Here is a 13,568-nt window from a genome sequence, read left to right as displayed (position 1 = left end):
TTCTGGTGTTCGGGGTCGTGCCAGGTTTCTTAGTCTGCCAGGAAGAGGAGCCCATGGGTTTGAGAGAGCTTCGGATGTATTCTTCATTATTCCTGTTGATTTTCATGTCTTCGTCCATGTCCATCCTGTTTTCGCAGAGCAGTTCGCTCCATGGCATCGACCCCACCGATCTCGACCGCAAGGTCGAACCGTGCGACGATTTCTTCGCATTCGCCAACGGCACGTGGCGCGCGAACAATCCGATCCCTGCTTCCATGACGCGCTGGAGCAAACGCTGGCAGGCGGGAGAATCCTCGAAAGACAAGCTGCGAGAAATTCTCGAAGCTGCCTCCGCCGAAAAGAATGCGTCGCAGGGTAGCGCCGACCAGATCATTGGCGACTACTATGGCGCGTGCATGGACGCATCGCGGGTAAATGCGCGCGGGATGGAACCAATCAAATCGCGGTTTGCGAAAATCGACGCCGCCACGGATTCAGCGGCCATTCAACAGGCAATGGTCGAATTGCACGACATTGTTGTGAACGTTCCGTTCGGCTTCGGCAGTTCGCAGGATCCCCATAAACCTTCATTGGTGTTGGCCGATCTTGGCGCCGGCGGCCTCGGACTGCCCGATCGCGATTACTATCTGAAAAGCGAGCCGCGCTTCAAAGAGGCTCGCGGAAAATATGTCGAGCACGTCGCGGCGATGTTCAAGCTGGCGGGGTGGGACCAGAAGTCCGCAGCGGCTGCCGCACAGGTCGTTATGGCGATGGAGACAAAGTTCGCCGAAGCGTCACTCGACAACGTCGCGCTGCGCGATCCCTCAGCGACCGATCACAACACCACGTTCGTCCAGCTGCAAGCCCTGGCTCCGCACGTCGACTGGACCGCATATTTCAAACACAAGCAGATTCCCACCGACGTAGACATGAATGTCGACCAGCCGAAGTTTATGCAGGAAGTGGATCGCCAGATGCAGCAAACTCCGCTGGCTGACTGGAAAGTGTATTTAAAGTGGCAACTGCTGGATTCGGTCGCCAGCCATCTCTCTGAGCCCTTCGTCGAAGAAGACTTCGCCTTCCACGGAAGATATCTTGCCGGCACAACCGAAATGAAGCCGCGATGGAAGCGTTGCGCGGAATCGACCGATCAACTATTCGGCGAAGCATTGGGCAAGAAGTATGTCGAGAAATATTTTCCGCCCGAGGCCAAAACCCGCATGCAGGAGATGGTGCGCAATCTCCTCGCGGCCATGCGTGACGATATTCTCAGCCGCCCGTGGATGAGCGACGACACAAAAGAAAAAGCGATGGCGAAGATCGCCACCTTTAATCCCAAGATCGGATATCCCGACAAGTGGAAGGATTATAGCCATGTCGTCATCCGGCGCGATGCGTATTTCGAAGACATGATCGCCGGCAGAAAATTTGTGGAAGAAGACGACCGAGCGCAAATCGGCAAAACCGTGGACCGCGAGCGCTGGGGCCTCACTCCGCCCACTTCAGATGCTTACTACAATCCGTTGCTGAATGAAATTGTTTTCCCCGCGGGAATTCTTCAGCCGCCCGCTTTTGATATGAAGGCTGTAGACGCAGTGAACTATGGTGCTATCGGCGTGGTCATCGGCCACGAAATTTCCCACGGTTTCGACGATCAGGGGGCGCAGTTCGATTACCTCGGTCGGTTGCGCAACTGGTGGACCGATGCCGATCTGAAAGACTTTCAAACCCGCGCCGCTTGCGTGGTCAATCAGTTCGACAATTACTACATCGAGAAAGACATCCATCACAATGGGAAGCTCGTTCTCGGCGAAAGCATTGGAGACCTCGGTGGAGCGAAGATCGCCTACCTCGCGTACCAGAAATCGCTCCGGGGTAAACCGCGTCCCGCCGACATCGACGGCTTCACTCCCGAACAGCAATTCTTCATTGCTTGGGGCCAGTTCCGCGGCGACGAAATCCGCCCCGAAGCGCAGCGACTAATGGTGCAGGGCGATCCGCACCCGATCGCGAAGTATCGCGTGATCGGTCCGCTTTCGAATCTTCCGGAATTCCAGAAAGCATGGAGCTGCAAAGCGGACGCGCCCATGGTGCGGCCCGAGGCCAAGCGCTGCGACGTCTGGTAGTAGCGCCGGCGTCCGCCTGCTTCCCGATAAGCCTTCCCGAGCCCGCTGAAGGGTCTTGTTTCTCCGGCGACGCATTTTTACTGAGATATATTGAGTTCACCCGATACCTCCGCATTACCAACGTAAGCAGCCTGAGCCGTTTTCTGCTGTCGAGCCGATTCTCCTTTCGCTAGCCTCATTCACGGGGAAGTGTGTTGTAGATGGCCCCCGGACCGGCCAGTGATTGTTGCAATCCTGATTCATCGTCTGTCGACTCATCGCTCGTCTGACCCGGCGACGTTGCTGATCTTCTGCGTGATCGGCTTCATCGCCGGCATCGCGCTTTTCTTTCAAGGGTTCCGCCTGCTCGAGCGCCGTCGCCTGATTCTCGACACTCCTTTCTCGAACATTCGCGGCGCCGCGATGGGCCTGGTCGAAATTAGCGGACAGGCGGTGGGTCCGTACACCATGATTGCGCCCATCACCGAGCGCCAATGCTACTACTTTCGCACTGTCGTCTGGGAGTGGAAGCAGCAGGGCAAGAACAAAGCCTGGGTTAAGATTGCCGCCGATTGTATGCATCTGCCATTTTTCGTCGACGACAATACCGGCCGCGTTCTGATCGACCCGCGCGGCGCCGATCTCGACCTGCACCGCGATTTTGAACAGGAATTCTGCGATTCATTCTTCACTACCAAAGATGCGGCGCCCGGCAACGTGCGCAGTTTCCTGGCACGCCACGGCATTTCGACAAACAACAAAATCAAAGTGGAAGAGTATTGCATCAAGCCCAAGAACTCGTTCTTCATCCTGGGCACACTGGCCGAAAACCCGGGCCTCGAGGTTGGCGCGCAACCGATCCCCGACATGGAGACCGTCCATATTTCCAGTCATGGATTCGCGCTGCCGCAGAAGTCAATTTCGTTTTTCATGGGAAGCAGCGACTCCGATCGCCATATCGGCTCCGCCTCCGAACCGATCGCGTTGCAATCCGAGTCGCCTCTTGAAGTAGTTCGGCTTTCTTCGGAACAGACGCCGGCAAAAGCTTCAGACATGTCTCAGCAACAAAAGATCGCTGCCGCGTTGCTCAGAGCAGGAATCTCTAATTCGGCGGGGTGGGCCGCTGTGGGAGTGCGCTCCAGTGCTGGTGTACAGGTTGTGAACAATCCTGCGCCAGCCGCGCCGGAAGGCAACGGCAACGGCTCAAACGGTGGCGTGGCAGGGCAAGCAAATGGTTTCGACCTGAGACCGCCTGTGGTGTTGATGAAAGGGACGAACAGCGAAACCTTTCTCATCTCGTGGCGCAGCCAGAAAGAGGTCGCCCGCTCATTGGGCTGGAAATGCCTGCTGATGATCTGGGGAGGCCCCGCCCTCGCGTTGCTCGGCCTCTACTTTTTCTTGAGAATTAAGAGCGTGTTTTAGTTTGCACGGCACGCTACAGCACCACGCTTCTAACCCGCATGTCCCGAGCCTGCTGCTTCCCTCTAGTACAATCAACGAGTGAGCGACGCCGTCCGCATCGGGATTTTGGGGGACTTTAACGCCGATTTTCGCTCGCACCATGCCACTAATGACGCCTTGCAGCACGCCGCCCGAAAACTAAACATGCAGGTCGAATCCGAGTGGATTCCTACTCCGTCATTGACTGGCGCGACTACCGAGAAGGCGCTGGAAGGGTTCGACGGCCTTTGGGCCTCGCCTGGCAGCCCTTACAAGAGCTTCGACGGGATGCTGAACGGCATCGAGTTCGCCCGCCGCCGTGATTGGCCATTCCTCGGAACCTGCGGGGGATTCCAGTACGCCTTCATCGAATTCGCCCGCAACATCCTCAACATCCCAGACGCCGACAGCGCGGAAAACAACTCCGGCTCGAAGAATATCATCATTTATCCGGTGGCCTGCGCTGTGCCGGGTCGGAAAGGCGATGCTCCCACGCTTTCCGGCGCGGTTCCCGAGATTCGGTTGCGTCCCGGCTCGTATCTGCAATCTTTCTACGGCAAAGACAAAGAATCTGCGAAGGAAGAATTCTTCTGCAACTTCGAAATCAATCCCGACTTCGAATGGGCGGCCATGGAGGCGGGCTTTCCCGTCGTCGCGCGTGGCGCGCAAGGCGAGATCCGCGCCATCGAATCTCCTACGCACCGTTTCTATCTGGCTACGCTATTCCAACCCCAGTTGTCATCCACGGAACAAAAGCCTCACCCAATCGTTCTGGCCTTCGTACAAGCCGCCGCCGACTGGGGCAAGAAGAAGCTCGATGACAATGTGTTGGAGTAGAGATTCCTCGTTCGACTGCATTGCTGTTCCAGCCTGTCGGGAGAACCAAGCGGGGCCCCGGATAGCCGAGTTGCTCCTCACGGCCGCATTAGCCATGGCATTGTCTGTTTACGCCATTCGTTGCGAATTCGCGATTAACCGCCCTTATTGGCTTGGCCGCTCCAAATACCAGCGGTCGCGGTTACCAAAGCCCCTGGCCCCTTCCGGTTACCACACCCTGTCCAACCGTATTCTGGAACGCCCGCTCCGTCGCCGTTAGACTCAGCAGCATCGTTACTCGTTCTCGAGACCGCGTCGGCAGGAGCCACACGCATCCATGCACATGCAGTTGATGAACTCGTATCGCATCCCATTCACTACGTTGATCAGCTACATCCCGATCATCGCTACGATCGTGACCACGCTATTCAGCGTAATCTGGCGCGGGCCACCCTGCGCTACGTTGAGGCTACCGACAAAGGCCTGGCTCTGGCCCGCGAAGAATTCGAGCGCGAGTGGTCTCCCGACTTGCACATCAAGATGGAGCGTGTGTCTTCTACGGAAACACGCCTCCTCGTCACCAATCTGGCGAAAACTTCGGTCCTGCTTCAGCTTTTGCAGTTGCGAAAGCTCTCGCACGCCACGCCCTTCGAGCGCGTTCGCCTCAACGATCCTCTGGTTGGTGGTCTCACCTGGCAACACGAAATGGGCCGGCGGATATTAGCTTGCACAGGTCTGGAATTTGAAGGTCCCATCGCCGCCTCGATGACGTTCTACGCCGCCGGCCGCATGTTTCGCACCGACTGGTTCCGTTCGCAGATCGTAGTCCGTGACGGCCGTATTGTCAGTCTCGAACCCAGCAACATGCCCGCCCGACGCGTGCGCGTAATCGAGCGCAAGGGGCCCGAGCGCCGTCGCGAATTCGTCCAAGACGTTACCGCCAGCGTGGCCCCGGTCAAACTTAGGGCCAAGCCCGACGAAAACTTCTTCGTGACCGGGGCCTGACCTTTTAACTTCGGGACGTAAGTCGAGTCTCCCATCGGGGCATCCTTCGTGTTCCAGATTCCAGCTTCTAGCGAGTAACTAACACCTTCCCATTGTCATCCGAATGGGAAAATACCGAAAACCTTAGATAGTATTCGCTGCACTTTTCGGATTCCTATTTCGGCATAACGGTATTAGAACTTGACATTCTTAGGCTGCCCATTGGCTGGCCCTTTGCTATGATCCGTGGTGCGCCATCTTTTGAGGTCACAATTTGTGACCTCAAAATCGGTGTTCCTGTGATGAACAAAACTGCAATCATTCTCGCCAAACGAGCCGGATCGAAGATCCTGGTTCTGCGCAATCAGAAAGTCATACTCGATACGGATCTGGCCGAACTCTACGGCGTTCCGGTCAAACATCTCAATCAGCAGGTGAAGCGCAATCGCGACCGCTTTCCTGCGGATTTTCTCTTTATCTTGACCCGAGCGGAGCATGAAAGTTTGAGGTCACAAATTGTGACCTCAAACCCTGGTCGGGGCGGTCGGCGCTACCTGCCGAATGCCTTTACCGAACACGGAGCCGTGATGGCCGCGACGGTTTTAAACTCGAAACGTGCTATCGAAACCAGCATTTTCGTAGTGCGCGCATTTGTACAAATGCGTCAAGCTTTGGTCGTGAATCAGCATGTGATGTCGAAGCTCTCGGAACTGGAAGTGCGCCTGGACATCCACGATGCTGAAATTCAGGATCTGGTGGACGCCATTCACGAACTCATCGCTCCGCTGCCAGCCGGCCATCGCCGCATCGGCTTTGAGCTGCCATCGCGGACCGCAAAACCTCAGCGCAAATCGCCCAAGAGATAGGGCAAAACCTTCCCATGAACTTATAGTTGGCGTAATTGTGTCGTCCTTCCGGAGGGGGCTTGTTTTTCGCCACCGCGCGTAGCCGGGACTTACGTCCTGGGCTAATGAATGCCCCCGCACTGCGGTTCAGAATGTGCTCTCACGAAACTGCAGCATGCGGCAGGCGCTACGTCTGCTACACGAAACGAAGCGATGCGGAATTCATGCAGTAGCGGAGGTGAGTGGGTTCGGGGCCGTCGTCGAAGACGTGGCCGAGGTGAGCGTCGCATTCGGTGCAGGCGATCGCGGTGCGGGTCATGCCATAAGTTGTGTCGCGGATTTCCGTGACATTTTCAGCCGCGATCGGCGCCCAGAAACTGGGCCATCCTGTGCCCGATTCGAATTTCGTGGCGGAACTGTATAGCGCGTTATCGCAGCAAATGCAGCGGTACAGGCCTTTGTCGTGGAAATTCCAGTACTTGCCGGAGAATGCGATTTCGGTATCGCCATGACGCGTGATATCGAACGCATTATCCGAAAGTTGCTTGCGCCATTCGGCTTCAGTCTTCACCACTTTCGGAATGTGGACCTGCTTCAGGCGCTCGCCGTCATCAGAGAAAAGAACAACTGTTACTTCCTTCGATTCGCCGCCGTCTACGGGCGCTGCCTCCAGGAGGCCTGGCTTTCTCCATTGCCACAGGGCCAAGCCAGCGAGCGTTGCCACGGACGTTGCGAGAAATACGCGACGCTGAATATTGGGAGACGACACTGCCGAGCTTTGCTCCGATGGAGAGGCAGATCCCACCTCAGTCGTTTCTGCTCCCGCGTTTTTCTCGCGATTTTGATCCGAATTGAACACGGTCATCACCTCTCGTCTACTTCCCAGTGTAGAGACTTGGGAACTGCTCGCGCAGATGAGCGACCTTAGGCGCATCGTTGAACATGATGTAGGGCTGATTGGGATGCAACGCCGCGTAATTCTGATGATAGGCCTCGGCTGGGTAGAAGGCATCGAGCGGCGCAACCTTGGTCACGATGGGGCGCGGGAAAACTTTTGCGCTATCGAGTTGAGTGATGTAAGCCTCGGCGATGCGCTTCTGCTCGTCGTTGGCATAAAAAATCGACGAGCGATATTGCGTGCCTTCGTCAGGACCCTGGCGATTGAGTTCGGTTGGGTCGTGCGCAACTGAGAAGAAGACGCGCAGAAGCTCGCCATAAGTGATCTGCGATGGATCGTAAACGATCTGCACCGACTCGGCGTGGCCGGTTTCGCCGGTGCTCACGATTTCGTATTCGGCAGTTTTGGCCGATCCTCCGGAGTAGCCGGAGGTCGCGCTGATCACGCCCTTGACGTGCTGGAAGACCGCCTGGATGCCCCAGAAACATCCGCCGGAAACGACGGCTGTCTGTTGGCCCGCGACGGCGGCGCGGGGCGCGTCCTGCAAAGGCGTTGGGAAAGCCGCTGCCGGGTTGGCCTTGGCGTTGCAAGCGGTGGCGCTGAGAAGCGCTGCGAAGAGAATCAGGGCGAAGCGAGATATCGATGGCATTTTATTTCCTCACCTTGTAGTACGAAATTCGTGTTTAACAAGAAATCGGGGCTGCCAGATTGGACTTGCGGGCGGCGGAAAAGTTTCACAGCGGAGGTGGCGCTGGCGGCCCAATGCGTCACCGCCGCCGGATGGCCGAAGGCGGCCTTTTCCACATGGGCATGGCCGTTTACTCAGGGTATTGCCGACCCGCCCGAGCTTATTCTTAATTTTCCTGTTGCTTTTCGCCTTCTGTTCGCCAATAATGGGCGGCATGGCCATTACACGCAGGCAGCGGGAAGTGTATGACTTTATTTCGCGCTTTGTAGCGGAGCATCAATACTCTCCGTCCTTCGAAGAAATCGGCAAAGGGTTGGAGCTGACTTCGCTGGCGACCGTGCATAAGCATGTCACGAACCTGGAAAAAAAAGGACTGCTGACGCGCGACTACAACCGCAGTCGCTCGATCGACCTGTTGCCTCCGAAGGGAAGGCTGAAGCAGGCGATGAGCGTGAACACGGCCGTCGTGTTGCCGCTCGTGGGGCGCATCGCCGCCGGTCAACCGATCGAAGCAGTGCAGAATAATGAAACGATTTCGCTGGCCGACTTCGTGCGTTCGAAAGAAGTTTTTGTTCTCGAGGTTCGCGGCGATTCCATGCAGGACGAAGCCATTCTCGATGGCGACTACGTGCTGGTCGAAAAAGCACGCACCGCGCACAACGGAGACATCGTCGTCGCTCTGGTGGATCAGAGCGATGCCACGCTGAAACGGTTTTACCGGGAGGGAGAGACCATCCGCCTGCAGCCGTCGAACGTAAACATGAAGCCGATCATTGTTCCGGCCGCATCGGTCGATGTGCAGGGGCGCGTGATTGGAGTGCTGCGGAAGTATTGAATGTCCTACTTTGCCATCGGTACCGGTCCCGCTGCTGGGCCTACGTAAGCAAAATTCAGGCCGTATCCACTGTCAGCGGGATCAAAGTAAAGATCCCAGACAAAAGTGGATGGCGGGGTCGCCCGATCCAGGAGATCTTGGAGAGCTTCCCGCGCGGTCTTGTTCGTGATGCCTTCGCTTGTAGTGTACTGAGCCAAGTAATTATCAGGGGCGCTGGGGCCGATTCCAACGTCGTAGCCGCTCTGTTTCTTGATTTCATCGCAAATTGCCTGAAGGAGTTCTCCACCATCGCGGCGGGCGGCCGGAATGGTGATCAGGGAATCTAGGACGCTGCCTTGCTGCACACGGGTGCCCGAAGAATTCAAAATCTCATCGGGCACCACATGCAGGCGCGCATTGTCCCCGATCACCGCGAAAGCAGGCCCGCCAAGGGAGGCGTATTCCTGTAGCAATCTTTCGACTGTGGCCTTTGCACCGTCGGGGTTGTGCATGTCCGCTGGGCTATACACGAACGTAAGCGGATGTCCCTTGGGTACAAGAATCCGAGGTCCGTACCGCTTCTCGAGTTCGGAACCTTTCGCAACTTGTGCCGTTACATCCTCAATCTCCGCAGCGTTTGCGTAGCGGGGATCCTCGTAAGTAATCGAAACCTTTTCGCGTTGCCGAATTTGGTTGATGACTGTCGAAATTGGGCGTGAGAAGTCCCGCGGGTCGCTGGTGACCGTGACTGAGTCCTGAGCCGCGGCGACCAGAATAAATGTTCCTAAGAGTATTACCGATAACAGCGCGTGGCGCATGTCAGCGTCGTCATTTCCACCTGATATTAGTTGATTTTATCCATTTACGGACACTGGCCGCCGTTGTTGCTACATAAAAAACGCCCGGGACCAAATCCCGGGCGTTTCACTGATAGCTGATAGCTGACAGCTGCTTTAGCCGATGTGCTTATTCAAGGCCTGCGCGATGGCGTCCTTCGGCTTGTAGCCGACGATCTGCTCGACCACTTGGCCGCCCTTAAACACCAGCAAGGTCGGGATGCCAGTGACCTTGTAGCGCATGGGGGTGGAGCTGTTGGAGTCGACGTCCATCTTGCCGATCTTGACTTTGCCCTGATACTCGGTGGCCAGTTCCTCGACGATGGGGGCAATAGCGCGGCAAGGGCCGCACCAGGTTGCCCAGAAGTCTACCAGAACGGGCTTGTCCGATTTCAAAACATCCTGGTCGAAGTTTGCATCGGTCACTTCGACGATTCCGTTACCTGCCATTTTCTTTCTCCTCGTTGTAGCGTCGCGCTGTCGGCGGACGCTCCATCGGGCTGCGCTGCCGGGCGATCGATATAAGTGCTTCCCGTAAGGGAGCCGAACAATCTATCGTAACACCGCTATTGGATGTCGGGTGGGATGCGAAAGTCGCAAGACCCTTCCTCTCAATCGCTGGGCGGACGGGTTGGCCCGCAGAGGGCGCTCTCGCGGCTGGAATAAAGGCTTGATGAAGGCTTCTGGAACAGCCTGACTGCGGGTCAGTGTAGAAGCCGGGCTGGAATCTGGAGGAAAAGAAAAAGCGTCCTAGACTTTTCAGTCCAAGACGCTCGGCAGGGCAGCCCTCCCCCAGAACTGCCAAACCACGAAATGGATATTAGAATTCCCTCAATTTTCTGTAAACGTCACCTTGGTAACCAGCTTAGCGGAGAGCTAATTTGCGATCTGAGGACCGTAGCTGGTCCGACTTGTGACGATCATCGACGCGAAGAAATGACCTGAAGGAATGATGGGAAGCATTTTCGCGGACTATTGTTTACGCCAGGTTTGGCCGTCATCGCTAGTAATCCATACCTCAGCCGTGGATGTTGAGAGCTTTCCGTGCTGTGGATCGGGGAATTCCAAGCCGAGTATATCCCCACTGAGGCTGGTTCCGGCAAAAACAGGAACGATGCGGGCCCAGTGGTTGCCTCCATCGACCGAATGATAAAGCAGCCCCGACGAACCACCCGCCCAGACTTCCGATCCAACAGCCGCGACGGCGCGAAATACGGGAATCGCAACTTGCCGCTTCAAAGACTTGTCCGCGTCTTTGTCTTTCTTGCTATCGTCGTTCTTGCGCTCCACTTTCGCGCGGGAAGGCTCGGCGGCGACAACGGTGAGGCTTGTCGCATTCGTATAAGCCAAAGAAGCGAGATTTGCGTTGACATCGACTATCTGCCAGGTCTTGCCCTGGTCGAAGGAACGCTGCAGAGCTCCAGCGGAATTAATAGTCCACAGCGGCATCAGACTAGGCGAGGCACCCGGCGACACGGCGATCAGCTGTGTGAAATTCCGCGCGTTCATGGCGGAGTTCTGGTCCGCAGAAGCTGGATTCGGCTGCGCCGTTGCTTCCGGCGCTGCGGCCGTCGGAGCGCCATTTGCGGCCTCAGTGGCCATGGGCGGCTTTGCCCTCGCAACGCTCGATTCATCCGCACCTGACGACTGCAGTGCGCCCAAACTCGCAGTTTCCGTGGCAATCAAGGGCGCCTCGCCCGATACCTGCACCGCCTGCGACGATGCGGCAACTTTCTGATTTGAGGACCGGGCGGAGGCATCATACTGCTGCTTCGTGTAGGGAAGAGGCGGCGGAGGCGTGGCTTGATTCTGGATGCTGTTCTGCTGCCATTGATTACCGGACACCTGATTATTTGCCGGTGCTGGTCCGTGGGGAAGCGGCATCTGCGCGCGAGACACTCTACCGCTGTCGTCGAGGTTGCTATTCTTATTGACCGAATCAATGAAAGCAGGCGCTACAGGATCGTGGAGTTTTTCTGCTTCTTCCGGGGAAGGTGTTTTCGGCGGAGTTTTTTCCGCTGGGGCCGAGGCGACGAATGGAGCCAGTGGCTGCTTCTGCGGTTCGTTGGAAGCTACTTTAAACGCTCCTGGTTGTTTTGAGGCCATGGGCGCTGCCCGGAAGCGGCCCTGATATTGCAGAACGCCAAAGGACGCAATGCCAACGATTCCTGCCGCCACAAATCCCCAGCGAAGACCTGGCCAAGTCAGCCATCCGCTGCGCGACGGCGACGGGCGAACAGTGGCTTGGACTGGCTCCGCAGTGGGCAGGGCCAGCGCTACGATGTCGCGACAATCCCCGCAGCGGGCGAGGTGATCGAGAACGATATCCCGCTCCGAGTCGGGAAGCGCCTGCTCCGCGAATGCCGTCAGCGCATCCGCGTCAGGATGATTGACGGCAGGCGTTGTCGACCGCAGCCGCTCGCGTACGATTTTTGGGACGTTTTGCATACAGCTTCCAGCTACTAGCTCCTGGCTTCCAGCTCGAATCCAGCGCCGGAAGGCACATTCTATTCGGCGAACTTGGTTCGGCGAACCTGGTTCAGCGAACCTGGGCATGCGTGAAAACATGCCCCGATCCAACCCTTCAATCACGGCGCGACTACCCTGGGCCCTCGCGAACTCTGGCTTCTACTCTCTTATCGGAGAACGCGGGAGAAGGCCTTTCTTGCGCGAGGCTGCGGCGAATATCCACCTGGAGATCGCGGACATCCACCTCCAGCGCTTCTTCGGCCTGGCGGCGGGACATGCCGCTTCGCAGCAGAGCGGCGACAATCTGCTTACGCAGCGACTTAGCCACCTTGTCGAGTTTGCGGCTGATGGTCGACTCGTGCACGCCCAGCATGCGAGCAATCTCGGCCAAAGTGCGGCCATCCAGATAATACGCACTCATAACCGTGCGGTCTTCGCCGGACAGGGAAGCGAGAGCCTCATCGGTAGCTTGCGCCAGCCGCGGGTCGCCCGATGGAGCCGGTTCAGGCACGGGAGCGCGATATTGGACGCCTTCTTCGGATTCCTCGTCGAGGCTCACCAGGCGCTTGGTACGACGGTAGCGATTGACGTATTCCTGGGCAACGACGGTGCGCAGCCAGCCCTCGAGCGATCCCCGGCCGGTATAAGAAGCGAGCTTGCAAACCCGCTGGCCGTCGCGCGTGCTGGTGCCGTAAAGGTCGGCGTAGAGGGTGTCGGCGAGTTCGCGGGCGGCGGAATCTTCGCGCGCGACGCGCAGAGCCGAGAGATAGAGCTTTTCGCGAAAGCGCGTAAGAAAAATCTCCCAGGCGGAATTATTTCCGGCGGCGCAGGCCCGGGCAAGGGCGAGTTCTTCAACGCGCAGGCTCAGCAAAAAGGTGCGAATTTCCACTTCGGTGGTCGCAGGCGTGGCATGTTTCGCGCCGATCTCGCACAGGATCGCGGCGAAAACTTCGCGGCTCAGTCCGACTTTCTCGCAACCGCTCCTAGCATGCAGATCCGACACCAGCTCGCTTACTACGGATTGCACGGCGGAGATCGGTTTCATCGAACTCATTTTGTCGGGCAAATCTGGTTAACACGAATTGTCGAACAAATGTCGCGGCCTGCCGTCGTTAGCCAGAGCCTATCGTTCGCGCCGCTCGACAATCGGCGCACGGGCAGACTTCGCGCAGGAATTTCCATGAGTACAGGCCGAGGTCGTGATTATCGTTCCAGGAGAACTTGATGGCGTACTTGCCCACACCCTCAGCCGACAGCGGCTTGGCATGAGGCTTGAACATGGGCAGCGCGCCCGGGGAAGCGGCAGCAGGCTCGCCCGGCCGGCGCCCAGTCTTGCCGCGCTCGTCCTCGCACATGGCGCACGGGCAGGCATCGCGCAGGTAAACGAAGCTGTAGTGCGAGACGTGCCCATCGTTCCACTCGATGTCAACGCCCGTCCCGGAAGTCAGATTCACCTTTACCGACCTGGGATCGGTGGCCGCAGTGGCGGCTTGAAGCGGGGACTGCATGCAACAAGTATCGCACAGGCTAGGAGCTCTCAAGACCACAGGCATTGCTACCAGATGGTCAAAAACCATCGCAGGCTGCGGTCAAAATTCAGAGTTTCGTGGCCCGAGCCGTTGAACCAGGTTTCTTGGGGAGGCATTGCCGAACCCGCCTAACTTCCTGTAAAATTTATGTTTGCCCTACAAGAT

Annotated in this window: 13 protein-coding genes; 6 read left to right on the top strand and 7 right to left on the bottom strand. The window is 57.3% G+C overall.

What is annotated here, in order from left to right; genetic code table 11:
* Positions 1-74 precede the first annotated feature (74 nt).
* The 5 genes from VGM18_00880 (at position 75) to VGM18_00860 (ending at position 6,190) form a co-directional block, all read left to right on the top strand.
* A complete protein-coding gene (locus VGM18_00880) occupies positions 75-2,105 on the top strand; it encodes a M13 family metallopeptidase (GenBank protein HEY3971523.1) in 2,031 nt (676 codons plus the stop codon).
* 219 nt (positions 2,106-2,324) lie between these two features.
* The gene (locus VGM18_00875) at positions 2,325-3,506 is read left to right on the top strand and encodes a hypothetical protein (protein ID HEY3971522.1); all 1,182 of its coding nucleotides are present in this window, start codon (positions 2,325-2,327) and stop codon (positions 3,504-3,506) included.
* A gap of 78 nt (positions 3,507-3,584) precedes the next feature.
* A complete protein-coding gene (locus VGM18_00870; GenBank protein ID HEY3971521.1) occupies positions 3,585-4,361 on the top strand; it encodes a hypothetical protein in 777 nt (258 codons plus the stop codon).
* A 147-nt stretch (positions 4,362-4,508) separates the two neighbouring features.
* Positions 4,509-5,345, top strand: a complete 837-nt coding sequence (locus tag VGM18_00865) for a hypothetical protein (protein HEY3971520.1) — start codon at positions 4,509-4,511, stop codon at positions 5,343-5,345.
* A gap of 281 nt (positions 5,346-5,626) precedes the next feature.
* The gene (locus tag VGM18_00860) at positions 5,627-6,190 is read left to right on the top strand and encodes an ORF6N domain-containing protein (GenBank protein ID HEY3971519.1); all 564 of its coding nucleotides are present in this window, start codon (positions 5,627-5,629) and stop codon (positions 6,188-6,190) included.
* A 175-nt stretch (positions 6,191-6,365) separates the two neighbouring features.
* Here VGM18_00860 and msrB read toward each other — a convergent pair whose 3' ends face one another.
* Both msrB and msrA read right to left on the bottom strand, forming a co-directional pair.
* Positions 6,366-6,893: a peptide-methionine (R)-S-oxide reductase MsrB gene (msrB, locus tag VGM18_00855; protein HEY3971518.1), complete on the bottom strand. Its 528-nt coding sequence runs from the start codon at positions 6,891-6,893 to the stop codon at positions 6,366-6,368.
* 151 nt (positions 6,894-7,044) lie between these two features.
* Positions 7,045-7,716 (bottom strand): peptide-methionine (S)-S-oxide reductase MsrA, encoded by a 672-nt coding sequence (gene msrA / locus VGM18_00850; protein ID HEY3971517.1) that lies wholly within the window; start codon positions 7,714-7,716, stop codon positions 7,045-7,047.
* Between the two features lie 253 nt (positions 7,717-7,969).
* On the opposite strand from msrA, the gene lexA reads away from it, so the two are divergent.
* A complete protein-coding gene (lexA, locus tag VGM18_00845) occupies positions 7,970-8,590 on the top strand; it encodes a transcriptional repressor LexA (GenBank protein HEY3971516.1) in 621 nt (206 codons plus the stop codon).
* A gap of 5 nt (positions 8,591-8,595) precedes the next feature.
* On the opposite strand, the gene VGM18_00840 is transcribed toward lexA, so the two are convergent.
* The 5 genes from VGM18_00840 to VGM18_00820 all read right to left on the bottom strand — a co-directional run bounded on the left by VGM18_00840 (position 8,596) and on the right by VGM18_00820 (position 13,427).
* The gene (locus tag VGM18_00840) at positions 8,596-9,387 is read right to left on the bottom strand and encodes a hypothetical protein (protein ID HEY3971515.1); all 792 of its coding nucleotides are present in this window, start codon (positions 9,385-9,387) and stop codon (positions 8,596-8,598) included.
* A 135-nt stretch (positions 9,388-9,522) separates the two neighbouring features.
* Positions 9,523-9,855 (bottom strand): thioredoxin, encoded by a 333-nt coding sequence (gene trxA, locus VGM18_00835; GenBank protein ID HEY3971514.1) that lies wholly within the window; start codon positions 9,853-9,855, stop codon positions 9,523-9,525.
* A 522-nt stretch (positions 9,856-10,377) separates the two neighbouring features.
* Entirely contained in the window at positions 10,378-11,853 is a 1,476-nt protein-coding gene (locus VGM18_00830) for a YCF48-related protein (protein HEY3971513.1), read from the bottom strand.
* A gap of 151 nt (positions 11,854-12,004) precedes the next feature.
* Positions 12,005-12,919 (bottom strand): sigma-70 family RNA polymerase sigma factor, encoded by a 915-nt coding sequence (locus tag VGM18_00825; protein ID HEY3971512.1) that lies wholly within the window; start codon positions 12,917-12,919, stop codon positions 12,005-12,007.
* A gap of 67 nt (positions 12,920-12,986) precedes the next feature.
* The gene (locus VGM18_00820) at positions 12,987-13,427 is read right to left on the bottom strand and encodes a gamma-butyrobetaine hydroxylase-like domain-containing protein (protein HEY3971511.1); all 441 of its coding nucleotides are present in this window, start codon (positions 13,425-13,427) and stop codon (positions 12,987-12,989) included.
* Positions 13,428-13,568: the final 141 nt, after the last annotated feature.

This window comes from Candidatus Sulfotelmatobacter sp. (assembly GCA_036500765.1).
Taxonomy (GTDB): Bacteria; Acidobacteriota; Terriglobia; order Terriglobales; family Acidobacteriaceae; genus Sulfotelmatobacter.
Note: the sequence above shows the minus strand (reverse complement) of the source record. Positions and strands in the feature narration are given on the sequence as shown.